This window comes from Streptomyces sp. NPDC003032, assembly GCF_053591415.1.
Genome location: NZ_JBSFTT010000031.1, coordinates 34,961 through 57,825, shown reverse-complemented (window position 1 = coordinate 57,825; position 22,865 = coordinate 34,961). Strand labels below are relative to the sequence as shown.

General features: G+C 69.9%; 19 protein-coding genes and 4 tRNA genes. 12 read left to right on the top strand and 11 right to left on the bottom strand.

What is annotated here, in order from left to right:
- Positions 1-7 precede the first annotated feature (7 nt).
- Entirely contained in the window at positions 8-883 is an 876-nt protein-coding gene (locus ACWDZ7_RS33075; protein ID WP_451802125.1) for an META domain-containing protein, read from the top strand.
- A gap of 11 nt (positions 884-894) precedes the next feature.
- Here the strand turns inward: ACWDZ7_RS33075 and ACWDZ7_RS33070 are convergent, their stop codons facing one another.
- Complete coding sequence (locus ACWDZ7_RS33070; RefSeq protein ID WP_451802124.1) at positions 895-2,343, bottom strand: sulfatase-like hydrolase/transferase; 1,449 nt, start codon at positions 2,341-2,343, stop codon at positions 895-897.
- A gap of 73 nt (positions 2,344-2,416) precedes the next feature.
- Positions 2,417-2,509, bottom strand: coding sequence for a putative leader peptide (locus ACWDZ7_RS33065; protein WP_451516230.1), 93 nt, complete (start codon positions 2,507-2,509; stop codon positions 2,417-2,419).
- Positions 2,510-2,666: 157 nt separating this feature from the next.
- Here ACWDZ7_RS33065 and purF point away from each other — a divergent pair, with 157 nt between their 5' ends.
- Complete coding sequence (gene purF, locus ACWDZ7_RS33060) at positions 2,667-4,193, top strand: amidophosphoribosyltransferase (protein WP_451516231.1); 1,527 nt, start codon at positions 2,667-2,669, stop codon at positions 4,191-4,193.
- Positions 4,194-4,229: 36 nt separating this feature from the next.
- Positions 4,230-5,306: a phosphoribosylformylglycinamidine cyclo-ligase gene (purM, locus tag ACWDZ7_RS33055; RefSeq protein ID WP_451802122.1), complete on the top strand. Its 1,077-nt coding sequence runs from the start codon at positions 4,230-4,232 to the stop codon at positions 5,304-5,306.
- Positions 5,307-5,383: 77 nt separating this feature from the next.
- Here the strand turns inward: purM and ACWDZ7_RS33050 are convergent, their stop codons facing one another.
- Positions 5,384-5,641 (bottom strand): DUF3073 domain-containing protein, encoded by a 258-nt coding sequence (locus tag ACWDZ7_RS33050; RefSeq protein WP_451516233.1) that lies wholly within the window; start codon positions 5,639-5,641, stop codon positions 5,384-5,386.
- 333 nt (positions 5,642-5,974) lie between these two features.
- Positions 5,975-7,051, bottom strand: coding sequence for a Leu/Phe/Val dehydrogenase (locus tag ACWDZ7_RS33045; RefSeq protein WP_451802120.1), 1,077 nt, complete (start codon positions 7,049-7,051; stop codon positions 5,975-5,977).
- A 154-nt stretch (positions 7,052-7,205) separates the two neighbouring features.
- On the opposite strand from ACWDZ7_RS33045, the gene ACWDZ7_RS33040 reads away from it, so the two are divergent.
- Both ACWDZ7_RS33040 and bldC read left to right on the top strand, forming a co-directional pair.
- Positions 7,206-8,042 carry a hypothetical protein gene (locus tag ACWDZ7_RS33040; protein WP_451802119.1) on the top strand — a complete coding sequence of 279 codons (837 nt, stop codon included), beginning with the start codon at positions 7,206-7,208 and terminating at the stop codon, positions 8,040-8,042.
- Positions 8,043-8,500: 458 nt separating this feature from the next.
- Positions 8,501-8,707, top strand: a complete 207-nt coding sequence (gene bldC, locus ACWDZ7_RS33035) for a developmental transcriptional regulator BldC (protein ID WP_003949541.1) — start codon at positions 8,501-8,503, stop codon at positions 8,705-8,707.
- Between the two features lie 446 nt (positions 8,708-9,153).
- Here bldC and ACWDZ7_RS33030 read toward each other — a convergent pair whose 3' ends face one another.
- From ACWDZ7_RS33030 to hrpA, 3 genes are all read right to left on the bottom strand, one after another.
- Positions 9,154-9,417, bottom strand: coding sequence for a DUF6274 family protein (locus ACWDZ7_RS33030; protein ID WP_451802117.1), 264 nt, complete (start codon positions 9,415-9,417; stop codon positions 9,154-9,156).
- 174 nt (positions 9,418-9,591) lie between these two features.
- Positions 9,592-9,666: transfer RNA gene (locus ACWDZ7_RS33025), tRNA-Asp, on the bottom strand.
- Between the two features lie 95 nt (positions 9,667-9,761).
- Positions 9,762-13,745 carry an ATP-dependent RNA helicase HrpA gene (gene hrpA / locus ACWDZ7_RS33020; RefSeq protein ID WP_451802116.1) on the bottom strand — a complete coding sequence of 1,328 codons (3,984 nt, stop codon included), beginning with the start codon at positions 13,743-13,745 and terminating at the stop codon, positions 9,762-9,764.
- 83 nt (positions 13,746-13,828) lie between these two features.
- Between hrpA and ACWDZ7_RS33015 the strand changes: the two genes are divergently transcribed.
- The 4 genes from ACWDZ7_RS33015 to ACWDZ7_RS33000 all read left to right on the top strand — a co-directional run bounded on the left by ACWDZ7_RS33015 (position 13,829) and on the right by ACWDZ7_RS33000 (position 17,053).
- A complete protein-coding gene (locus ACWDZ7_RS33015) occupies positions 13,829-14,206 on the top strand; it encodes a hypothetical protein (RefSeq protein WP_451802114.1) in 378 nt (125 codons plus the stop codon).
- 62 nt (positions 14,207-14,268) lie between these two features.
- Positions 14,269-15,042 carry a DsbA family protein gene (locus ACWDZ7_RS33010; protein ID WP_451802112.1) on the top strand — a complete coding sequence of 258 codons (774 nt, stop codon included), beginning with the start codon at positions 14,269-14,271 and terminating at the stop codon, positions 15,040-15,042.
- Positions 15,039-15,884 (top strand): cytochrome c biogenesis CcdA family protein, encoded by an 846-nt coding sequence (locus ACWDZ7_RS33005; RefSeq protein WP_451802111.1) that lies wholly within the window; start codon positions 15,039-15,041, stop codon positions 15,882-15,884. Before ACWDZ7_RS33010 ends, ACWDZ7_RS33005 begins: the two co-directional genes overlap by 4 nt.
- Positions 15,885-15,937: 53 nt before the next feature.
- Positions 15,938-17,053, top strand: coding sequence for an ABC transporter permease (locus tag ACWDZ7_RS33000; RefSeq protein WP_451802110.1), 1,116 nt, complete (start codon positions 15,938-15,940; stop codon positions 17,051-17,053).
- A 75-nt stretch (positions 17,054-17,128) separates the two neighbouring features.
- On the opposite strand, the gene ACWDZ7_RS32995 is transcribed toward ACWDZ7_RS33000, so the two are convergent.
- The 4 genes from ACWDZ7_RS32995 to ACWDZ7_RS32980 all read right to left on the bottom strand — a co-directional run bounded on the left by ACWDZ7_RS32995 (position 17,129) and on the right by ACWDZ7_RS32980 (position 19,111).
- Positions 17,129-17,202: transfer RNA gene (locus ACWDZ7_RS32995), tRNA-Phe, on the bottom strand.
- Between the two features lie 24 nt (positions 17,203-17,226).
- Positions 17,227-17,301: transfer RNA gene (locus ACWDZ7_RS32990), tRNA-Asp, on the bottom strand.
- A 39-nt stretch (positions 17,302-17,340) separates the two neighbouring features.
- Positions 17,341-17,413, bottom strand: a tRNA-Glu gene (locus ACWDZ7_RS32985).
- Positions 17,414-17,569: 156 nt separating this feature from the next.
- Complete coding sequence (locus ACWDZ7_RS32980; protein ID WP_451802199.1) at positions 17,570-19,111, bottom strand: metallophosphoesterase family protein; 1,542 nt, start codon at positions 19,109-19,111, stop codon at positions 17,570-17,572.
- A gap of 86 nt (positions 19,112-19,197) precedes the next feature.
- Here ACWDZ7_RS32980 and ACWDZ7_RS32975 point away from each other — a divergent pair, with 86 nt between their 5' ends.
- From ACWDZ7_RS32975 to ACWDZ7_RS32965, 3 genes are all read left to right on the top strand, one after another.
- Complete coding sequence (locus ACWDZ7_RS32975; protein ID WP_451802197.1) at positions 19,198-19,548, top strand: metallopeptidase family protein; 351 nt, start codon at positions 19,198-19,200, stop codon at positions 19,546-19,548.
- A 132-nt stretch (positions 19,549-19,680) separates the two neighbouring features.
- Positions 19,681-20,265 (top strand): hypothetical protein, encoded by a 585-nt coding sequence (locus ACWDZ7_RS32970; RefSeq protein ID WP_451802109.1) that lies wholly within the window; start codon positions 19,681-19,683, stop codon positions 20,263-20,265.
- Between the two features lie 282 nt (positions 20,266-20,547).
- Positions 20,548-22,865, top strand: a 2,318-nt coding sequence (locus ACWDZ7_RS32965; protein ID WP_451802107.1) for a DEAD/DEAH box helicase, incomplete at its 3' end; no start/stop codon positions are given.

The following is a 22,865-nucleotide window of genomic DNA, read 5'->3' as shown; positions in this document are numbered from 1 at the left end:
CATCGCCATGCACACGCAACGTCTGACCCTGACCCTGACCGCGCTGGCCTCCGCCGGGCTGCTGCTCACCGCATGCGGCACCGAGTCCGGAGCCGGCTCCGAAGGCGGCTCCGGCGGCCGTTCCGTGAAGTCCGAGCTGCCCATCACCGGCGTCCGGTGGCACGTCGACAGCCTCACCCTGGGCGGTGAGAAGCACGACGCCCCGGAAGACGCCTACCTCAAGATCGGCAAGGACGGGCGGGCCAGCGGCAGTTACGGCTGCAACCACGTCGGCTCGGACGTGTCGATCAAGGGCGACACCCTGGACTTCGGCGAGCCCCTGCTGACCAAGAGGGCCTGCACGGACGACGGCCGCATGAAGTTCGAGAAGAACCTCCTGCGCGCCCTCGGCAAGCAGAAGCTCACCGCGAAGCTCGACGGCGACCGGATGACGCTCACCACCGCCAAGGGAGACCACGTGGACCTCACCTCACGCCCCGATGAGCCCGACGCCCCGCTCACCGGCACCAAGTGGACGGTGAGCGCCGTGGGCGACGCCAAGAGCGCCGCACCCCTGCCGAAGGACGTGGCCGACAAGGCCCACCTCACCTTCGGCGAGGACGGCAGGGTCCGCGGCAACCTCGGCTGCAACGACGTCACCGCCAAGGCCGAGGCGAAGGACGGCCGCATCACCTTCGGCGCCCCCGCCACCACCCGGAAGATGTGCCCGGGCGACGCGATGACGACTGAGCGCGAACTGCTCAAGCTCTTCGACGGCACGGCGCGCTACGAGGTGAAGCAGGACAGCCTCAAGCTCACCGCCGCCAACGGCACAGTGATCAACGCGAGCGCCGACACGAAGGGCACGAAGGGCACGAAGGACAAGAAGGACGCGAAGAAGTAGCTCTACGGCGCTCAGGCCCCGGGTCCGGGATACGGCAGCAACGTGGCGTCGGTCCTCTCCCAGGCCGCCTTCAGCGTGGCGAGCCGCTTCGGCTCGGCCCGTGCCCGGTCGGCCTGCTCCCGCTGATCCTCGGAGAGGTGGAAGAGCTGGTCGGCGCCGCCGGCCCCCCGGTAGTACTTCCAGTCACCGCGCCGCAGCGCCCGTTCGCCACGCACCCGCCAGAACAGCTCGCGCTCGCCGGGCTCCTCACCCTTCAGCAGATACGGCGCGAGACTGACGCCGTCCAGCGGATGCGAGGGACTCGGCCGCGCCCCGCCGATCTCCAGGAGCGTGGCCGTCCAGTCGGGCGTGTAGACGGGCACGTCGCTGACCTGCCCGCCGTCGATCCGCGCGCGCCACCGCACGAGGGTCGGCACCCGGATGCCGCCCTCCTTCAGCGACCCCTTGTTGCCGGACAGCGGCCAGTTGTACGAGAAGCGCTCGCCGCCGTTGTCGGACGCGAAGAACACCAGGGTGTCCCGCTCCCGGCCCGACTCGCGCAAGGCGCGCAGCACTTCACCGATCGACCGGTCCAGGTCCTGCACCATCTCCGTGTACTTCTCGACGGAGCCGCCGTCCTGGTGCCACAGCGCGCCCTTCCGGCCCGCCTCGATCCTCCGTACGATCTCGGCGCTCTCCTCCTTGTCACCGTCCGCGATCCAGGGCCAGTGCGGCGTGGTGAAGTTGAGGTTCAGCAGCCACGGCTTGTCCCCGTGGTCGCGCCGTACGTAGTCGCTCGCGCGCTCGGTCAGGACGCGCGTGTAGTACCGCAGGTCCTTGTACTCGGCGTCGCCCTCCCGGACACCGCCTTCGTAGAGGTCGTACTCCCCGCCGAGCCCCAGCTTCGAGTAGTACTCCAGGGCCCCGCCGAAGTTCCCGAAGAACTCGTCCCAGCCGGACCGGGTGGGGGAGTAGTCCGGCAGATGACCGCAGTGCCACTTGCCGATCAACGCGGTCGCGTACCCGGCGTCGCGCAGCAGTGAGGCGAGCGTGGGGTGCGTCGGTTCGAGCCCCACGGACTTGTCCGCGATGGGCTCCGCGAGGCCGCCCTTCGTACGTCCCGGGAAGCGCCCGGTGTAGAGGCTGAAGCGGGTGGGCGAGCAGGTCGCGGACCCGGCGTAGGCGTCCGTGAACCGGACCCCTTGGCGGGCGAGCCGGTCCAGGTTCGGTGTCTTGATGTGCGGCGACCCGTACGAGGACAGATCGGCCCAGCCCAGATCGTCGCCAAGGATGAAGAGGATGTTGGGCCGCTTGGCGCCCCGGCGCGCGGCGGCACGGAAGGGGCGCTCCCGGGGCCCGCGCGCGGCCTGTGCGGCGGAGGCCGGAAGCCCGACCGCGGCGGCGGTCGCCGAGGCACCCACGACGCCCCCGAAGGCACGCCGGGACAGCTTGGATTTGTACGGGGTCGAGGTCGAGGACACAGCGCGCTCCTGAACGGGGCACGGCGCGTCACGGCGTCACGTGCCCAGGGGGAAGTGAAGGGGAGGGGTGCGTTCAGGCAGCGCGACAGATCGCGCTCGCGACACGGACCAGGTCGACGTGGCGGCGCTCCACGAGCGTGACCGTCGGGTCACCGAGGGGCTGCATGGCCGGGAGCCTGGCCGAGCACACATGGACGAGTCAACGAATGACCGCATTTGTTCACACGGGGTTCGTACTCGCCCGGAGCCACCACCGTCACGGTCCGTACAGGGCCCGCATCCCCAATTCGGACCAGTGGTCGATCTCGCCTACACTCGATGATGTGCCACGTGGTGACGGTCGACTCAATCACGATCTGCTTCCCGGCGAGAAGGGCCCCCAGGACGCTTGCGGCGTCTTCGGTGTCTGGGCCCCGGGCGAAGAGGTCGCAAAGCTCACTTACTTCGGGCTCTACGCCCTCCAGCATCGGGGCCAGGAATCCGCGGGAATCGCGGTCAGCAACGGCTCCCAGATCCTCGTCTTCAAGGACATGGGCCTCGTTTCCCAGGTCTTCGACGAAACCTCTCTCAGCTCGCTCCAGGGTCATATCGCGGTCGGTCACGCCCGCTACTCGACCACCGGTGCCTCCGTCTGGGAGAACGCCCAGCCGACGTTCCGTGCCACCGCGCACGGCTCCATCGCGCTCGGGCACAACGGCAACCTCGTCAACACGGCCCAGCTCGCCGAGCTCGTCGCCGAACTGCCCAAGGAGAACGGCCGCGCGACCCAGGTCGCCGCGACCAACGACACCGACCTGGTGACGGCTCTCCTCGCGGGCCAGACCGACGACGACGGCAAGCCGCTGACCATCGAGGAAGCATCGGCCAAGATCCTCCCGCAGGTCCAGGGCGCATTCTCCCTCGTCTTCATGGACGAGCACACGCTGTACGCGGCCCGCGACCCGCAGGGCATCCGCCCGCTGGTCCTCGGCCGCCTTGAGCGCGGCTGGGTCATCGCCTCGGAGTCCGCGGCGCTCGACATCTGCGGTGCCGCCTACGTCCGCGAGATAGAGCCGGGCGAGTTCGTCGCCATCGACGAGAACGGCCTGCGCACCTCCCGATTCGCGGAAGCGAAGCCCAAGGGCTGCGTCTTCGAGTACGTCTACCTCGCGCGTCCCGACACGGACATCGCCGGGCGGAACGTCTACCTCTCGCGTGTCGAGATGGGCCGCAAGCTCGCCAAGGAGGCCCCGGCCGACGCCGACCTCGTCATAGCGACCCCCGAATCCGGCACCCCCGCCGCGATCGGTTACGCGGAAGCCTCCGGCATCCCCTTCGGCGCGGGCCTGGTCAAGAACGCCTACGTCGGACGTACGTTCATCCAGCCCTCGCAGACGATCCGCCAGCTCGGCATCCGTCTCAAGCTGAACCCGCTCAAGGAAGTCATCAAGGGCAAGCGCCTGGTGGTCGTCGACGACTCGATCGTCCGCGGCAACACCCAGCGGGCCCTGGTCAAGATGCTCCGCGAGGCCGGCGCCGCCGAGATCCACATCCGGATCTCGTCCCCGCCCGTGAAGTGGCCGTGCTTCTTCGGCATCGACTTCGCGACGCGCGCCGAGCTCATCGCCAACGGCATGACCATCGAGGAGATCGGCTCCTCCATGGGCGCCGACTCCCTCTCGTACATCTCCATCGACGGCATGATCGAGGCCACGACCATCGACAAGCCGAACCTCTGCCGCGCCTGCTTCGACGGCGAGTACCCGATGGACCTGCCGGACCCCGAGCTGCTCGGCAAGCAGCTTCTGGAGACGGAACTGGCCGCGGGCCCGGCGGGCACCGCCGCCGCCGACGCGATCCGTCGCCCGTAAGACCCCACGCAGTACGACACGAAAGTTCTCACCGTCATGTCTGAGACCACTGGTGCCAGCTACGCAAGCGCGGGCGTCGACATCGAGGCGGGCGACCGCGCCGTCGAGCTGATGAAGGAGTGGGTCAAGAAGACCCAGCGTCCCGAGGTCGCGGGCCTCGGCGGCCTCGGCGGCTTCGCCGGGCTCTTCGACGCCTCCGCCCTCAAGCGTTTCGAGCGCCCCCTGCTCGCCTCCGCGACCGACGGCGTCGGTACGAAGGTCGATGTCGCCCGGCAGATGGGCGTCTACGACACGATCGGCCACGACCTCGTCGCGATGGTCATGGACGACATCGTCGTGTGCGGCGCCGAGCCGCTCTTCATGACCGACTACATCTGCGTCGGCAAGGTCCACCCCGAGCGCGTCGCCGCCATCGTGAAGGGCATCGCCGAGGGCTGCGTCCTCGCGGGCTGCTCCCTCGTCGGCGGCGAGACGGCGGAGCACCCGGGCCTGCTCGGCCCCGACGACTTCGACGTCGCGGGCGCCGGCACGGGCGCGGTCGAGGCCGACCGCCTGCTCGGCCCGGATCGCATCCGTAAGGGTGACGCGGTCATCGCCATGGCGTCGTCCGGTCTTCACTCGAACGGGTACTCGCTCGTGCGGCACGTGGTCTTCGACCGCGCCGGGTGGGCCCTGGACCGCCAGGTCGAGGAGTTCGGCCGCACGCTCGGCGAGGAGCTCCTGGAGCCCACCAAGATCTACTCCCTGGACTGCCTGGCGCTCACCCGCACCACGGACGTCCACGCCTTCAGCCACATCACCGGCGGCGGCCTCGCGGCCAACCTCGCCCGGGTGATCCCGGACGGCCTGCACGCGATCGTCGACCGCGGGACCTGGACCCCGGGCGCGGTCTTCGACGTGGTCGGCACCGTCGGCCGGGTCGAGCGCCTGGAGCTGGAGAAGACGCTGAACATGGGCGTCGGCATGATCGCGATCGTCCCCGAGGAGTCGGCGGACGCGGCGCTCGCCACCCTCGCCGACCGCGGCGTGGACGCCTGGGTCGCCGGCGAGATCACCGAGCGCGGCGAGCACACGACGGGCGCGGCCCTGACCGGTGACTACGCGAAGCGGTAAGAGCTCGGAGCAGCACAAAACCCGGTCCGGTGTGGTGACCACCCCGGACCGGGTGAAGTGCAGTCGCTACAACGAGGTCAAGCGCCGCGGCGCTGCGACGACGGACCGGACTCGTCGGCCGAGTCCTCATCGTCGTCGTCGTTATACAGATCCGCGTACTGGGCGTACGGGTCGTCTTCCTCGTCGTCGTCCTCGAACGGCTCGCCATTCGGCGGCTGTTGCGAAGTCGAAGCGCCCAGCTCATTGGCCAGACGCGACAGGTCAGTCCCGCCGCTGCTGTACTTCAGCTGGCGGGCGACCTTCGTCTGCTTGGCCTTTGCCCGGCCGCGCCCCATGGCTCGACCCCCTCGGATACGGGGCTCGACGGCCCCAGAGTCTTGACACGCGTTCATGATCTGGAACGGACTCTCCTCGGAGAGACCGGTCCGTAGGGCTTCCACGGTACCTGCTCCTGCGGCCATACGGTACGTCGCCCGCAGGACGCGCCTCGGCGCAGAACCCGCGAGGAGCCCCGTCCTCGCTGGTCAACTGCGATTTTAACCTCTTCTTGCGGAGCGACCCGCCGACGGGGGTGAGTCTTGTCTCCCCAATATGTCGGCGGGGCCCTGTCAAAGCTCCGATCAGCTGCGGAAGATCGGTTCCACCGCTGATCGGGGGGGGGCGGTGCGTCAGCGCGCGTCGGCCATCCGCTGCTCGGCGATCCTGTCGGCCGCCGCGGCCGGCGGAATGCCGTCCCGCTTTGCGCGAGCGAATATTGCGAGCGTGGTGTCGAAGATCTTCGTGGCCTTCGCCTTGCACCGGTCGAAGTCGAAGCCGTGCAGCTCGTCGGCGACCTGGATCACGCCACCCGCGTTCACCACGTAGTCCGGCGCGTAGAGGATCGCCCGGTCGGCGAGGTCCTTCTCGACGCCCGGGTGCGCGAGCTGGTTGTTGGCGGCCCCGCACACCACCTTCGCGGTCAGCACGGGCACGGAGTCGTCGTGCAGGGCACCGCCGAGCGCGCAGGGGGCATAGATGTCGAGACCCTCGGTGCGGATCAGCGCGTCGGTGTCCGCCACGGCCGTCACCGACGGATGCTTGTGGACGATCCGGTCCACGGACTCCTCGCGCACGTCGGTGATCACGACCTCCGCGCCGTCCGACAGGAGGTGCTCGACCAGATGGTGCCCGACCTTGCCGACCCCCGCGACGCCGACCTTGCGGCCGCGCAGCGTCGGGTCGCCCCACAGGTGCTGGGCCGAGGCCCGCATGCCCTGGAAGACGCCGTAGGCGGTGAGCACGGAGGAGTCACCGGCGCCGCCGTTCTCCGGGGAGCGCCCGGTGGTCCAGCGGCACTCGCGGGCGACGACGTCCATGTCCGAGACGTACGTACCGACGTCGCAGGCCGTCACGTACCGGCCGCCGAGCGAGGCGACGAAGCGGCCGTAGGCCAGGAGCAGGGCCTCGCTCTTGATCTGCTCGGGGTCGCCGATGATCACGGCCTTGCCGCCGCCGTGGTCCAGCCCGGCCATGGCGTTCTTGTACGACATGCCGCGCGCGAGGTTCAGCGCGTCGGCGACGGCCTCTTCCTCACTCGCGTACGGGTAGAAACGGGTGCCGCCGAGGGCGGGGCCGAGGGCGGTGGAGTGGAGGGCGATGACGGCCTTGAGGCCACTGGCGCGGTCCTGACAGAGCACTACTTGCTCATGGCCGCCCTGGTCCGAGTGGAACAGGGTGTGCAGGACGCCGTTGTCTGCTGCGGTCACTGTGGTGACTCCCGGTCGAATAGCGGCGATGGGCGGGCTCCCGTGCGGGTGGCGGGGGCCCGATGGGCATGAGACTAGAGCCTGTCCACCGTCCGGTTCAGCCATGGCACGATCATCAGTGTTTTCCGGCCTGTACGCGGGGGAGGGGGCAGCCGTGCCCAAGGTGTCATCGGTGACGGTCCCGTACGCGTCCTACTTGCGCGTCTATGAGCCCCTGGCCGCCTTCCCCCAGCCGGAACGCGACCACTGGGCGCGCTACGCCCGCCGCTCCGACCGCCCCTCGTACCAGGACGAACTCCGCCGCTCGCTCGCGGACCTGGTGCCCACGCCGCCCGTCCCGGTGCCGGTGCACGAGAGCAGCGACGCCTTCGTCCTGGAGACCGACGGGGTGCTGTGCGTCTGCCCGTGGCGGACCCGGCTGCGCGGCTGGCAGGCCATGGGTGAACTGGCGGGGCAGCTGCCCACGCCGGTCCTCGACGCGGTGCTCCCCCCGGTGCTCCGCCGCCAGACGGCCGCGGACTATGAACAGTGGCTGGCCCGCAACCCCGACGCGCGCCCCTGGATCCGTACGTCGACGTGGCAGGTGCCGCTGCACTGGTTCGTGCTCGTCTCCGACGAGGAGCGGAGCTATGGGAGGGACGAGAAGCCGCCCGTGCTGCGCTACCGCACCCCGATGGTGCAGGCCCGCCGCCGGGTCGCGCGCGCCCTCAAGACGCTGCGGGACGCCCTGGACGAGGCGCCGCTCATCGAGGGGCTGGTGGACGTCGGCCGGTGGCTGGAGGAGTTCCACCCGCGTTCCCTGGTCGAGCTCGACTACGGCGGCCTCGTGCACGCCGTGGCCGCCGACGAACTGGACGGGGACCACTCGGCCGCGGATGTCGCCGAGGGGATCGAGGCGCTGCGCGACGGCGACGGCGAGGGGGCCGGCGAGGCGTATGCGAGGCTCGTGGAGCGCTGGCGGGCGGTGCGGGACCTTCAGTTCGCCAACTGAGGGCCGGACGCGGGACGTAGGTCCCGATACGGGCCTTTGCCTCAAGCGTGACGGAACGCACTTTACCGCGCTCTTGCGCCCATCGCCCCTCCTCGTGCCAAAATAGGACAAGGAGTCCGGGGAGGGCTCCTTCCGCCCAAGTGTGGGCGGATTGCTCAGCATTGCACGCTATACGGGGGGTCTGTTGACTCCTGATCGCTCTGTGACTGATCGTCACTGTGGCGTGACTGTCCGCTATGGCATGGTCCATCGGCTTCCGTCGGTGATGAACACCTGGGAGGGCAATTCCATCGGTTTGGCCGACGTGGCTGGACGGATGGTGTAGTTGTAGTGCCGAGGACAAGCCGTTCGTCCTATAACCGACTCGACTCGCGTCCGCCATTTCGGGCAACGCGGGTCAAGGTGCAGAATTTAGAGGAATGAACCGAGAAGGTTCGGTTCTCCCGAGGAGGCCGCTCATGACCGCTCGCACCCCTGATGCCGAGCCGCTGCTGACCCCGGCTGAGGTCGCCACGATGTTCCGCGTCGACCCGAAGACGGTGACGCGCTGGGCCAAGGCTGGCAAGCTCACGTCGATTCGCACGCTCGGCGGACACCGCCGTTACCGCGAGGCTGAGGTCCGCGCACTGCTCGCGGGTATCCCGCAGCAGCGCAGCGAGGCCTGAACTACCGCTCAACCAGCAGTAACCCGCACAACTCGGGCGAAGAGCACCACTGCTGCCAGGTCCCCCAACCTGGCCGTACGTCCGACATATAGCTACACACGACAAGGGTCCCGCCCCAACGGGATCCACGCCTGAGCCGCATGGGTGCGTCGTCAGATCGCGCTGGACTCCGCCGGGTCCAGCGCGATCTTTTTGTGCGCTGAAGAGGCCCTGGTGGGCGGGGATATGAGCGCCCTTGTTGCTCCCCGGGGAGCCCTTGGAGGGGCGTGGGCGGGTGTCCTGGGGCGCGCCCCGGGGATAGTGCAATTGCACATATTAAATTGACTGGTTGTAGGGAGGGTGTAAGTTCGGCCGTTCCTCAAACTGATTCGGTGACACCCGTCACATGCCGAGTGGCTTGTTGCGCGCGTTGCCCCTGCGCTAAAGGGGCTTCGGCGGGGCTTTGGTCATGTGCCGGGGGGACTTTCGTCCTCACCCGGTTCCCCGCCGCTGTCACTGTCGTCGCCGCGTACGGCGCCCTCGCGGACGAAGCCGCCCTCGGATGCCTCGCGCTCGCCGGGGCGGCGCTGAGAGGGCTCCAGGGCGAGCCTCAGCAGCCGGTGACAGATGGGGCAGTGTCGCGTCAGGTGGCGGTAGCTGGTGGCCGCCGCGAGGTGTGCGCGCAGCAGTGCGCGCGTCTCGTGCCGCGCGGACGCGGAAGAAGCAGACATGCGTCACCTCCCGGGGAGCCTGCCGCCGGCTCCCTGCTGTCTGGGGTACCGGCGGAATGTGACGCAGTCAAGACGCGAACACGAGAACGGGCCGGATCCGGCGGGTCGGGGGTGACGGGGAGCGGGCATGCGAAAGGCCCCGCATCCACGTGGGTTGCGGGGCCTTTCCTACTGCGGTCCTGACGGGATTTGAACCCGCGGCCTCCACCTTGACAGGGTGGCGAGCACTCCAAACTGCTCCACAGGACCTTGCTCTGCGGCACTTGCTGGTGCGTTGTGCTGCGAGACAGGACTCTACAGCAGCGCAGGCCCGGCGGTCGAACTCACCCTGCGTGCCGGGGTGATCACGGCGTCGCCGCGTCGATGGCCTTCACGATCCGCTTGTCCGAGACGGGATACGCCGTGCCCAGCGCGTGCGCGAAGTAGCTGACGCGGAGCTCCTCGATCATCCAGCGGATGTCCAGGACCTCCTGGGGCACGGGCCGGCCCGACGGCAGCTGTTCGAGGAGCCACAGGTATTCGTCCCGCATCTCGTGGACCTTCGCCATGCGCGTGGTGTCCCGCTGGACGTTCGTAGGCATCTGCTGGAGCCTCCGGTCCGCCGCCACCATGTACCGCATCAGGTCCGGCAGACGCCGCAGCCCCGTCTCCGTCACGAAGCCCGGTTTGATGAGGGAGTTCAGCTGCTCCCGCACGTCCGACAGATTGGGGAGGAGCACCGCGCTCTTCGTCGACTTCAGGCGCCGCTCGCAGGCCTGCCACGCGGCGAGGACCTGCTGCACCTGGCCGACCGCCCGCACGGTGGTGTCGACGATCTCCGCACGCACCTTGTCGAACAGTTTGCGGTACGACTCCTCGTCCCAGACGGGCCCGCCGAAGTCCGCGATCAGCTTGTCCGCCGCGGCCATCGCGCAGTCGTCGAAGAGCGCCTGCATGGAGCCGTGCGGATTCGCCGACAGGGCAAGCTTCTGCTGGTTGGTCAGCTTGTCCGAGGCGAACTTGCCCGGATTGACCGGGATGTTGCGCAGGATGAGCCGGCGCGTGCCACGCCACATCGCCTGCCGCTGCTCCGCCTCGGTATCGAAGAGGCGTACGGAGACGGTGTCGCCGTCGTCCACGAGGGCCGGGTACGCCTTCACCGGCTGCCCCGCCCGTCGGGTCTCGAAGACGCGGCTGAGCGTGCCGATGGTCCAGTCCGTAAGTCCCGCGCGCTCCACGGCCGCGCCGCCCGTCCGCTCGGCGGTCGCCGCGGCCGCCTGCGAGAGCGCCTGGCGGGCCTTCGGCTTCAGCCGCAGCTTGAGCGCTTCGAGGTCCTTGTCCTCGGCGAGCTTGCGACGCCGCTCGTCGGTGATCCGGAACGTGATCTTCAAGTGGTCGGGTACGCGCGTCAGATCGAAGTCGTCGGGCGTGACGGGCACACCGACCATCCGCTGTAGCTCACGCGCCAGCGTGACGTGCAGCGGCTCCTGGAGGGGAACAGCGCGCTCCAGGAACGCCTTCGCGAAGTTCGGCGCCGGGACGTAGTTCCGCCGGATCGGCTTGGGCAGGGAGCGGATCAGCTCGATGACCACGTCCTCGCGCAGACCCGGGATCTGCCAGTCGAAGCCCTCGTCCGTGACCTGGTTCAGCACCTGGAGCGGGATGTGGACCGTGACGCCGTCCGCGTCCGCGCCCGGCTCGAACTGGTACGTCACCCGGAACTTCAGCGGCCCCTGACGCCACGAGTCGGGGTAGTCGTCCTTGGAGACGTCACCCGCCTTCTCGTTGATGAGCATCGACCGCTCGAAGTCGAGCAGTTCGGGCTCTTCCCGCTGCTGCTTCTTCCACCAGGAGTCGAAATGGGCGCCCGAGACGACGTCTTCGGGGACCCGCTGGTCGTAGAAGTCGAAGAGGGTCTCGTCGTCGACGAGGATGTCGCGGCGCCGCGCGCGGTGCTCCAGCTCCTCGACCTCGGTGAGGAGCTTGCGGTTGGCGGCGAAGAACTTGTGGTGCGTGCGCCAGTCGCCCTCGACGAGCGCGTTGCGGATGAACAGGTCGCGGGAGACCTCGGGGTCGATCCGGCCGTAGTTCACCTTGCGCTGGGCGACGATCGGGACGCCGTACAGCGTCACCTTCTCGTACGCCATCACGGCCGCCGCGTCCTTCTCCCAGTGCGGCTCGCTGTACGTGCGCTTGAGCAGGTGCTCGGCGAGCGGCTCGACCCACTCGGGCTCGATCCGCGCGTTGACGCGCGCCCACAGGCGGGACGTCTCGACCAGCTCGGCGGACATGATGAAGCGCGGGGGCTTCTTGAAGAGCGCCGAACCGGGGAAGACCGCGAACTTGGCGTTGCGGGCGCCGATGTACTCGTTACGGCCGCCGCCGCGCTGCTTGGGGTCCTTCTCCTTGCTGTCCTTCGACTCCTTCACGTCCTTCATCCCGATGTGGGAGAGCAGACCGGCCAGGAGCGAGATGTGGACGCGGTCCTCGGGGGCGTCGTCCTCGTTCAGGTGGATGCCCAGCTGCTTGGCGACCGTACGCAGCTGCGTATAGATGTCCTGCCACTCGCGGATCCGCAGGAAGTTCAGGTACTCCGCCTTGCACATGCGGCGGAAGGCCGAGGAGCCGCGCTCCTTCTGCTGCTCGCGGACGTACCGCCACAGGTTGAGGAAGGCCAGGAAGTCGGAGGTCTCGTCCTTGAAGCGGGCGTGCTGCTGATCGGCCTGCGCCTGCTTCTCCGCCGGGCGCTCGCGCGGGTCCTGGATGGAGAGCGCCGCCGCGATCACCATGACCTCGCGCACACAGCCGTTCTTGTCGGCCTCCAGGACCATGCGGGCCAGACGGGGGTCCACCGGCAGCTGGGCCAGCTTGCGGCCCTGCTGGGTGAGGCGCTTCTTCGGGTCCTTCTGCGTCGGGTCCAGCGCGCCGAGCTCCTGGAGGAGCTGGACGCCGTCGCGGATGTTGCGGTGGTCCGGCGGGTCGATGAAGGGGAACTTCTCGATGTCGCCGAGGCCGGCCGCGGTCATCTGGAGGATGACGGAGGCGAGGTTCGTACGGAGGATCTCCGCGTCCGTGAACTCGGGGCGGGAGACGAAGTCGTCCTCGCTGTACAGCCGGATGCAGATGCCGTCCGACGTACGGCCGCAGCGGCCCTTGCGCTGGTTGGCGCTGGCCTGGCTGATCGCCTCGATGGGCAGGCGCTGCACCTTGGTGCGGTGGCTGTAGCGGGAGATGCGGGCCGTGCCCGGGTCGATCACGTACTTGATGCCCGGGACGGTCAGGGAGGTCTCGGCGACGTTCGTCGCGAGGACGATGCGTCTGCCCGTGTGCTGCTGGAAGACGCGGTGCTGCTCCGCGTGCGAGAGGCGGGCGTAGAGGGGCAGGACTTCCGTGAACCGGTAGTTCTTCTTGTTCAGCGCGTCCGCCGTGTCACGGATCTCGCGCTCCCCGGAGAGGAAGACGAGGATGTCTCCCTTGCCCTCCGCCTGGAGCTCCTCGACGGCGTCCGTGATCGCGGTGATCTGGTCGCGGTCGGAGTCGTCGCCGTCCTCTTCGAGAAGGGGCCGGTAGCGCACCTCCACCGGGAACGTGCGCCCGCTTACCTCGACGATCGGGGCGTTCCCGAAGTGCCGCGAGAACCGCTCGGGGTCGATCGTCGCCGACGTGATGACGACCTTCAGGTCCGGGCGCCTGGGCAGCAGCTGGGCCAGATAGCCGAGCAGGAAGTCGATGTTGAGCGAGCGCTCGTGGGCCTCGTCGATGATGATCGTGTCGTACGCGCGCAGCTCGCGGTCCGTCTGGATCTCGGCCAGCAGGATGCCGTCCGTCATCAGCTTGACGAACGTGCCCTCCGGATTGACCTGGTCCGTGAAGCGGACCTTCCAGCCGACGGCCTCGCCCAGCGGTGTGTCCATCTCCTCGGCCACGCGCTCGGCGACCGTACGGGCCGCGATGCGGCGCGGCTGCGTGTGGCCGATCATGCCGCGCACGCCCCGGCCCAGCTCCAGACAGATCTTGGGGATCTGCGTGGTCTTGCCGGAACCGGTCTCGCCCGCGACGATGACGACCTGGTGGTCGCGGATCGCGGCGGCGATGTCGTCCTTCTTCTGGCTGACCGGGAGCTGCTCGGGGTACGTGATCGCGGGCACGCGGGAGCCGCGCTCGGCCATCCGCGCCGCGGCCTTCTCCACGTCCGCCGCGATCTCGGCGAGGACGGCGGCACGGGCCTCGGGCTTGCGGATGCGGCGGGCACCCTCCAGCCGGCGGCCGATCCGGTGCTCGTCGCGCAGCGAGAGCTCGGTCAGGCGGGGGGCGAGGGTGTCGAGGGTGAGGGCGGGCTGCGTAGACATACGCCGTCCAGGATCTCACCCGCCGCTCGGCGGTGGCGAACCGATTTCCCGGGCGGTGCGCCCCGGCACGTACGATTCCGGGCATGTTGTCCCGTGCGCGTACGCCGTGGTGCCCCCTGGTGGCGGTGCTGCTGGTCGTGCTCGGGGGGTTCTGCGGGCCCGCGGTGGCCGCGGAACCGGTGGTGAAGCCGACGGCGTCGGTGCAGGTCGTTTCGGTGCAGGCCGTGGAGTCCGCCGGGGTGCCCGGCTGCGGCAAGGGCGCCCAGCCGGACGCCGGTCAGGCTCCCGCGGCCCCGCCGCGCTCCAGTTCCGCGTACGAGCTGCTGCCCGCCCTGCACCAGGCCCATGCCGCGTCCGGCGCGTGGGGCGTCGGGCAGACGGTGCCGCTGCTGACGCCGGAGCGCGGGCCGCCGCCGCTCACGCCGCCTTCCCCTGGGGATCTCTCGATCCTGCGCGTGTAGAGGCCTCCGTACCCGGGGTCCCTTCCACCACGTACACGTACAGGAACAGAGAGAACTTCTCGATGCCCAAGAGCGACAACAACAAAAAGAAGAACATCGCCATCGGCGCGGGCGTGGCCCTCGCCGCGCTGCTGCTCGGCGCCGCTTCCTACAGCGCCACCAAGCCCGACGCCCCCTCCTCGGTCACCGCGAAGGAGGGGCCCGCCGCGGACGTCTCCGCCGAGCTGCGGGCCGGTGTCCACCCCGAGCTGGAGAAGCTCGCGCGGCGCGACGCCGGGGACCCGCTCGCGCAGGGCCGCGCGGACGCGCCCGTCGTGATGGTCGAGTACGCCGACTTCAAGTGCGGGTTCTGCGGAAAGTTCGCCCGCGACACCGAGCCGGGCCTCGTGAAGAAGTACGTCGACGAAGGCGTCCTGCGCATCGAGTGGCGCAACTTCCCGATCTTCGGCGAGGACTCCGAGCGGGCCGCGCGCGGCGCGTGGGCGGCGGGGAAGCAGGGGCGCTTCTGGCAGTTCCACGAGGCCGCGTACGCCGAGGGCTCCAAGGAGAAGGGCTTCGGCGAGAGCCGGCTGAAGGAACTCGCCCAGGAGGCGGGCGTCAAGAACGTCGACCGCTTCGTACGCGACGCCGGGAGCGACGCGGCCGGGGCGGCCGTGAAGAAGGACCAGGAGGAGGCGTACGGCCTCGGCGCCACCTCGACGCCGTCCTTCCTCGTCAACGGGCGGCCCATCTCGGGCGCTCAGCCGGACCAGGTCTTCGACCAGGCGATCGAGGTGGCGGCCAAGAGTGCGGGGCGCGCGGCCGGTTCCGCGGGCGGCAAGGGCGGTTCGGAGTGACCACCGATGTGGGGTACTTCGCCGCGTTCCTGGGCGGGCTGCTCGCTCTCGTCAGTCCGTGCAGCGCGCTGCTCCTGCCCGCCTTCTTCGCGTACTCGATCGACTCCACCTCCCGCCTCGTCGCGCGGACCGGCATCTTCTACGTCGGTCTCGCCACGACCCTGGTGCCGCTGGGCGCGGCCGGGTCCTACGCCGGGCGGTTCTTCTTCGGCCACCGCGACCAGCTGGTGCTCGTCGCCGGATGGCTGATCATCGGGCTCGGGGTGCTCCAGATCGTGGGGATGGGGTTCGCCTCGCGCAGGATCGCGGAGCTGTCGGGCCGCATCCGGCCGACGACCGCGGTCTCCGTGTACGCGCTGGGAGCGGTGTACGGACTCGCCGGGTTCTGCGCGGGCCCGATCCTCGGCAGCGTCCTGACGGTCGCGGCGGTCAGCGGGAGCCCTGTGTACGGCGGACTGCTCCTCGCCGTCTACGCGCTGGGCATGGCCGTGCCGCTCTTCCTCCTCGCGCTGCTCTGGGAGCGGTTCGACCTGGGGCGGCGGAGGTGGCTGCGGGGGCGGACCTTCCGCGTCGGCCGCTTCGAGCTGCACACGACCTCGCTGCTCTCCGGGCTCTTCTTCGTCGGCCTCGGGGCGCTCTTCCTCGCCTACGACGGTACGACCGCGCTGCCGGGTCTCCTGGACGTGGACGACTCGTTCGCGGTGGAGCAGTGGGCCGGGGGCGTCGGCAGGGCCGTGCCGGACTCGGTGCTGCTGATCGGGGTCGTGGTGCTGGTGGGGGCGGGGCTTGCGGTGCGGGGATGGCGACGGAGGGGGAAGTCCGTTTCGTCGGCTACTGAGTGAGTTCGTCAGCTACTGGGCGCGTAGGTCGCTTATATGTGGTTTAGCGTATTCGTATGCCTGATCATGAGCCGGGACAGCAGAGTCAGCATCCGCACGGCGCGGGTGGCGCGCATGGGGCGCACGGGGCGCATGGCGCGCACGGGCGGGTGCCCACCCCCGGTGAGCGGTGGGACGTCTTCAAGCAGTCGCCGTTTCTGCCCGCGATCGTGCTCGTCTTCATCCTGGCGGCGGCCGCGGGCCTCTTCGCGGGCTCGTACACGTACTCGATGGCGAACCCGACGCCCCACCACGTCCCCACGGCCGTCGTCGGCTCGCCGGACGCGGCGCACGGCAAGGCCTTCCTCGACGGCATGGAGAAGGCGCTGAACGCGTCGCTGGAGGTGCGGCGGTACGACAGTATTGCCGGGGCCCGGCGGGACGTGGAGGAGCAGAAGGTCTTCGCGATCTTCGACGTGGGCGACGAGAAGGTGACGTTGGACGTCTCCGGGGCGTCCGGCGCCTCGGTCGCGCAGGTGTTCGCGGAGACCGCGCCGAAGGTGGGCGAGAAGGTCGGGGTCCCGGTCACGGTGAGGGACATCAATCCGCTGCAGGACGGCGATCCCCGGGGGCTCGCCATCTTCTACATCTCCCTGGCGGCGGTGATCATCGGCTTCGTCGGGGCGATCCAGCTGAGCGTGCACGCGCGGGGGCTGAACCCGGCGGAGCGGATCGGGTTCACGGCGCTGTACGCGCTGCTCGGGGCGTTCGTCATCGCGGCGGTCGTCGACTGGTGGCTGGGGGCGGTGGATCTGCCGTTCGTGGAGTCGTGGCTGATCCTGGCGCTGACGATGTTCGCGTCCGGGATGGTCTTCTCGATGTTCAACACGATGTTCGGACGCTGGGCGATGCTGCCGACGTGGGGCCTGATGGTGCTCCTCGGGAACCCGTCGTCCGGGGGTGCGGTGTCGTGGCCGCTGCTCCCCTCGGTGCTGGGGCACATCGGGCAGTGGCTGCCGCCCGGGGCGTCCGTCAACGCGCAGCACACGGCGGTGTACTTCGGCGGGCACCAGCACGCGTTTCCGTTTCTGGTGCTCGGGGGGTGGGCGCTGTTGTCCTGCGCGGTGTTCTGGGTGTGGCGGCACCGGCATCCGGGGGGACGGGTGGCTGCGGCGGCCCATGCGGCGGCCTGACTCGGCGTGAGCCCCCCCGGCGGGCGAGTGGGAAACGGCGAAGGCCCCGTCCAGGGGACGGGGCCTTCGGTGAGGTGGCTGGGGCCGGGATCGAACCGGCGACCTATCGCTTTTCAGGCGATCGCTCGTACCAACTGAGCTACCCAGCCACGCGACCCACAAGGAATCGCAAGCGGTCCTGACGGGATTTGAACCCGCGGCCTCCACCTTGACAGGGTGGCGAGCACTCCAAACTGCTCCACAGGACCAAGCATTGTGCGAGCACTAGTCTCGCACAAGGTGTTACGTGCCCCCAACGGGATTCGAACCCGTGCTACCGCCTTGAAAGGGCGGCGTCCTGGGCCACTAGACGATGAGGGCTAAGGGCCCGCCTGGGCGCTTTGCAGCGCGTCGGGGACGTGAGAAGCATATGGGATGCGGAGAGGTATCGCCAAAACACTTATCGGCGCCCCGGGGCGGGCTCCCCGGAAGACCGCCCGGTAGGCCGAACGGAAGACCGACCGGAAGGCCACCCGGTCAAGAGCCGGGAGCGGCAGAAGGTGCCGTCGGCGAAGGCGTCGCGCCAGGCTGGTTCTCCTTGGGCAGATGGCGGCTGACCTCCGCCTTCGTCAGGCCGAGCCCGCCCAGCCTGATCTCGTCCCAGGCCTGCAGCCGCTTGCTCGTGCGGTCCAGGTAGAGGACGGACGCCTCGACCGGATCGGGGTACTTGCCCTCGACCGCCCGCAGCCCGCTGCCGCCCGTCGAGCCCTCGATGCGCAGCCGCGTCCCTCCGTCCATGACCTCCATCTCCTGGTGGTGGACGTGCCCTGCGAGGACCAGCGGCACCTCGCCGTCCGTCTGACGTGCCGCCGTCGGGTTGTGCGCGATCGCCACATCGACCGGGGTGCCGGCGGCCCGCTCGGCGCGCAGGGCCGACGCGAGGCGGATGCCGGCCAGGTGCTGGACCGAGTCGCCGTCCGCCTTCTCCGAGCGGTCGGGGGTGTACTGCGGGTCGCCGATCCCGGCGAAGCGCAGGCCGGCGACGGTCTCCGCCTTGCCGTCGTCGAGCACGTGGACGTTCTTGAAGCGCTCCAGATACCGCTGGGTGGTGAACGAGTCGTGGTTGCCGCGCACCCACACGTAGGGGGCGCCGAGTTCCTCGATGGGGTCGAGGAAGGCGTTCTCGGCGGCCGAGCCGTGGTCCATGGTGTCGCCGGAGTCGACGATGACGTCGATGTCGTACTGCTCGACGAGGGAGGCGATGATCTTCCAGCTCGCCGGGTTGAGGTGGATGTCGGAGACGTGCAGGACCCGCATGGTGGTGGGGTCCGGCTGGTACGCGGGGAGCGTGGACGTCACGTCGTACAGCTTGGTGACGTTGGTGACCAGACGGGCCAACTCCTGCTGGTAGATGTCGAATTCGGACACGATGCTGCGGGCGTTGCCGACGACGGAGGGCGCGCTGCTGAGGAGGCCGGAGAACTTGGGCTCCAGGACCGACTTGGGGTTCCAGGTGGCGTACGCGGCCGTGCCCGACGCCGCGAGCAGGGCGAGCGCCAGACCGCCCGCCGCGAGCGCGCGGCGCGGGCGGCGGTAGACGGCGAGGCCGAGTGCGGTGGCGCCCGAGACGACGGCGACGCAGGAGCGCACCGCGAGGTCGAGCGTGCCGTGGCCGACGTCGCGCGCGACCTCGTCCTGGAGGCCCGCGAGCCGCTCGGGGTGGTCGACCAGGGCCTGGGAGCGCACCGGGTCCAGGCGGTCGACGTCCACGTCGAGGCGGATGGGGGCCGTGTGGGAGCGCAGCTCCAGGGCCCCCAGCGGGGAGACGTTGATTTTCGTACCGCCGGTCAGGGACGGGCGGAGCGTCATCCGGGTGTCCATGGGACCGACCGGCGCGCGCACGCTGCCGACGATCAGCAGGCCGAGCCAGGCGCCGAGGAGTACGACGGCCACGAGGCCGAGGGCGCGGGTGTACGGGTGCGGTGGACTCACCAGTTCGCCGGCCGGGTGCCCGCGGCGAGTGCGGTAGTGGCCTACGAGGGCTGCTGCTGCCCTTCGTACGCCTCGGGGAACGACCATGAAGGCGTGAGCCATTGGTCCCGTATGCCCAATTGCGGAGATCGGTATGCCCTGACGGGGGCGGCGGCGTGGCTGACAATGGGGGTGTGCTGGAGATGACGCGCGAGGAGTTCGAGGAACTGGTCGGCGAGGCTCTTGACCGGATTCCGCCGGAGTTGACGCGGTTGATGGACAACGTGGCCGTTTTTGTCGAGGACGAGCCGCCCGCCGACGATCCCGAGTTGCTCGGGCTGTACGAAGGGACTCCGCTGACCGATCGGGGTGAGTGGTACGCGGGCGTCCTGCCGGACCGCATCACCATTTACCGGGGGCCCACGCTCCGGATGTGCGAGTCGCGCGAGGAGGTGGTCGCCGAGACGGAGATCACGGTGGTGCACGAGGTGGCGCACCACTTCGGGATCGACGACACCCGGCTGCACGCGCTCGGATACGGGTGAGCGGATACGGGTGAGCGGGCATGGGTGAGCAGGCCGGGCGAGCGGGTGCGGGGATGACGTCCGTGTCCTCTTGCGGGCCAGGGGAGTTGGACAGGGTGTCCCGATTCTCAGCGCCTCAGGAGGTGCTCGGCCGTGCGTCAGTTGTACGTTCCCGTCCGTTGGGCCGCGGTCGCGGTGGCCGTCGCGGCGACCGCGGGCTGCATGAGCATCAGTGACGACGGGAACGCGCCGCGGCCCGGGCACTCCTCGGGGGACCGCGAAGGCGCGGCCGCGTCCGACGGCAAGCCGGTGACCCGGGGCGACGACGTCGCGGTCGGAGGCGAGCGCGGGCAGGGCAAGGACAAGGGCAAGGCCAAAGGCAAGGGCAGAGGCAAGGGCAGAGGCGGGCGCGCGGGCGGGGGCGACGGTGCCCCGGCGGGTGACGAGTCGCCCGCCGGGGGCAGGAAGCCGTCGGAGTCCGCCTCCGCTCCGGACCCCGTGAGGCCGACGAAGCCGGGCGGACCCAGCAAGCCCACACCGACCCGGCCGAAGCCGACCCCCACGCGGTCCAGCGAGGAGCCCGAGCCGCCGAAGCCCACGCCGAGCCCGACGCCGGTCCCGACCACTCCGGAGCCCTCTTCGTCGGCGCACGACGGGCCGGGGCAGGGCGCGCAGCTGCAGCGGCGGGACGCGGGTATCGCGGAGCGCGAGCCGTCGCCCGAGGCGGGGCCGCGGTAGCTGCCGACGGTGGTCGGTCGCGGTCGGTCGCGGGCGGAACCGGACCCACGTATGCATACGTTTGCGCAGGTGGGAGGGGGTCGGCGGGGGGCGGTTTGCCATATGGGGCGGGGGGTGCGTATGGTAGTAGATCGTTTGATACCACTTGCCCGGCGCCGACACAGAAGAGCGCCGCGTGGCGCGTACTCTCCCTTGCCGTGGCTGACCGCATCGAGGCGGTCCATTGCGAAATCACGGAGTTGACGGGCGCGTGCCGAAACTCCGGAAGGTTTCGCATTTCGTATGTCCATTTTCAGTTCTGACCAGGCCGTCCTGCCCGAGAACGACGAGAACGTGATCGTCGAGACGGCTGTCGTCGCCGAGACCGCCGCGGTCGTTGAGACCGCCGAGGTCGTCGAGATCGTCGAGACTGCCGACGCCGTCAAGGCCGTCGAGAGCGAGGCCGTGGAGGCCGCCGCCGAGACCGACGAGACCATCGAGACCGTCGCCGCTGTGGAGGTCGCCGAGACCGCCGCCGCCGAGATCGTCGTCGCGTCCGAGGACGTCACCGAGGCCGCTGCCGAGGCTGACGCCGAGGTCGAGGCCGACGCCGACGCCGAGCCCGAGATGACCTTCACCGACCTCGGTCTGCCCGAGGGCATCGTCCGCAAGCTCGCGCAGAACGGCGTGACCACGCCCTTCCCGATCCAGGCCGCGACCATCCCGGACGCCCTGGCCGGCAAGGACATCCTCGGCCGTGGCCGTACCGGCTCCGGCAAGACCCTCTCCTTCGGCCTGCCGATGCTGGCGACGCTCGCCGAGGGCGGCCGCACGGAGAAGAAGAAGCCCCGCGGCGTCATCCTCACCCCGACCCGCGAGCTGGCGATGCAGGTCGCGGACGCCCTCCAGCCCTACGGCGACGTGCTCGGCCTGAAGATGAAGGTCGTCTGCGGCGGTACGTCCATGGGCAACCAGATCTACGCCCTTGAGCGCGGCGTCGACATCCTCGTCGCCACCCCGGGCCGTCTGCGCGACATCATCAGCCGCGGCGCCTGCTCGCTGGAGAACACCCAGATCGCCGTTCTCGACGAGGCCGACCAGATGTCCGACCTGGGCTTCCTGCCCGAGGTCACCGAGCTGCTCGACCAGGTTCCGTCCGGCGGCCAGCGCATGCTGTTCTCGGCCACGATGGAGAACGAGATCTCCACGCTGGTCAAGCGCTACCTGACCAACCCGGTGACGCACGAGGTCGACAGCGCCCAGGGCAACGTCACGACCATGACGCACCACATCCTGATCGTGAAGCCCCGCGACAAGGCGCCCGTCACGGCCGCCATCGCCGCGCGCAAGGGCCGCACGATCATCTTCGTCCGCACCCAGCTGGGCGCCGACCGCATCGCCGAGCAGCTCTGCGACTCCGGTGTGAAGGCCGACGCGCTGCACGGCGGCATGACGCAGGGCGCTCGTACGCGCGTCCTGGAGGACTTCAAGAAGGGCTACGTCAACGCCCTCGTCGCCACCGACGTCGCCGCGCGCGGCATCCACGTCGACGGCATCGACCTGGTCCTGAACGTGGACCCGGCCGGCGACCACAAGGACTACCTGCACCGCTCCGGCCGCACCGCGCGTGCCGGCCGCTCCGGCACGGTCGTCTCCCTGTCGCTGCCGCACCAGCGCCGCCAGATCTTCCGCCTGATGGAGGACGCGGGCGTCGACGCCACGCGCCACATCATCAACGGCGGCGGCACCTTCGACCCGGAGGTCGCCGAGATCACCGGCGCCCGCTCCATGACCGAGGTGCAGGCCGACTCCGCGGGCAACGCCGCGACCCAGGCCGAGCGTGAGGTCCGTGACCTCACCAAGGAGCTGGAGCGCGCCCAGCGCCGCGCCGCCGAGCTGCGCGAGGAGGCCGACCGCCTCACCGCGCGTGCCGCCCGTGAGCGTGGCGAGGACCCGGAGGCCGCGATCGCCGAGGCCACCGCTGCGGCCGCCGAGGCCGTCGTCGAGGCCGCCGCCGCGTCCGTCCCGGAGCAGCCGACCGCCGAGCGCGCCGAGCGCCCCGCTCGCGACGAGCGTTCGTCGTCCTCTTCCTCTTCCTCGTCCTCGTACGAGAACCGTCGTCCGCAGCGCGACGAGCGCGGCAACTACGAGCGTGAGCGCCGTGACGACCGTGGCGGCCGTTCCTTCGAGCGTCGTGACGACCGTGGTGGCTCCGGCTTCCGTGGCGGCGACCGTCGCGAGGGTGGCGACCGTGGCGGCTTCAACCGCGACCGTGGCAACGACCGCGGTGGCCGTTCCTTCGAGCGTCGTGACGACCGTGGTGGCTCCGGCTTCCGTGGCGGCGACCGCCGTGAGGGTGGCGACCGTGGCGGCTTCAACCGCGACCGCAACGACCGTGGCGGCTCGGGCTCCGGCTCCGGCTTCCGTCGTGACGACCGTCCGTCGGGTGGTTTCCGTGGCGGCGAGCGTCGTGACGACAACCGCGGTGGCTCCGGCTTCCGCCGTGACGACCGTCCCTCGGGCGGCGACCGTGGCGGCTCGGGCTCCGGCTCCGGCTTCCGTCGTGACGACCGTCCGTCGGGTGGTTTCCGTGGCGGCGAGCGTCGTGACGACAACCGCGG

Excerpts from the sequence above, each read along its gene's own strand:
- ACWDZ7_RS33075 (WP_451802125.1), top strand. The coding sequence starts at position 8 with ATGCACACGCAACGTCTGACCCTGACCCTGACCGCGCTGGCCTCCGCC.
- ACWDZ7_RS33065 (WP_451516230.1), bottom strand. The coding sequence starts at position 2,509 with ATGCAGCCCCTCGGTGACCCGACGGTCACGCTCGTGGAGCGCCGCCAC.
- purM (WP_451802122.1), top strand. The coding sequence starts at position 4,230 with ATGTCTGAGACCACTGGTGCCAGCTACGCAAGCGCGGGCGTCGACATC.
- ACWDZ7_RS33050 (WP_451516233.1), bottom strand. The coding sequence starts at position 5,641 with ATGGGGCGCGGCCGGGCAAAGGCCAAGCAGACGAAGGTCGCCCGCCAG.
- bldC (WP_003949541.1), top strand. The coding sequence starts at position 8,501 with ATGACCGCTCGCACCCCTGATGCCGAGCCGCTGCTGACCCCGGCTGAG.
- ACWDZ7_RS33030 (WP_451802117.1), bottom strand. The coding sequence starts at position 9,417 with ATGTCTGCTTCTTCCGCGTCCGCGCGGCACGAGACGCGCGCACTGCTG.
- hrpA (WP_451802116.1), bottom strand. The coding sequence starts at position 13,745 with ATGTCTACGCAGCCCGCCCTCACCCTCGACACCCTCGCCCCCCGCCTG.
- ACWDZ7_RS33015 (WP_451802114.1), top strand. The coding sequence starts at position 13,829 with ATGTTGTCCCGTGCGCGTACGCCGTGGTGCCCCCTGGTGGCGGTGCTG.
- ACWDZ7_RS33010 (WP_451802112.1), top strand. The coding sequence starts at position 14,269 with ATGCCCAAGAGCGACAACAACAAAAAGAAGAACATCGCCATCGGCGCG.
- ACWDZ7_RS33000 (WP_451802110.1), top strand. The coding sequence starts at position 15,938 with ATGCCTGATCATGAGCCGGGACAGCAGAGTCAGCATCCGCACGGCGCG.
- ACWDZ7_RS32980 (WP_451802199.1), bottom strand. The coding sequence starts at position 19,111 with ATGGTCGTTCCCCGAGGCGTACGAAGGGCAGCAGCAGCCCTCGTAGGC.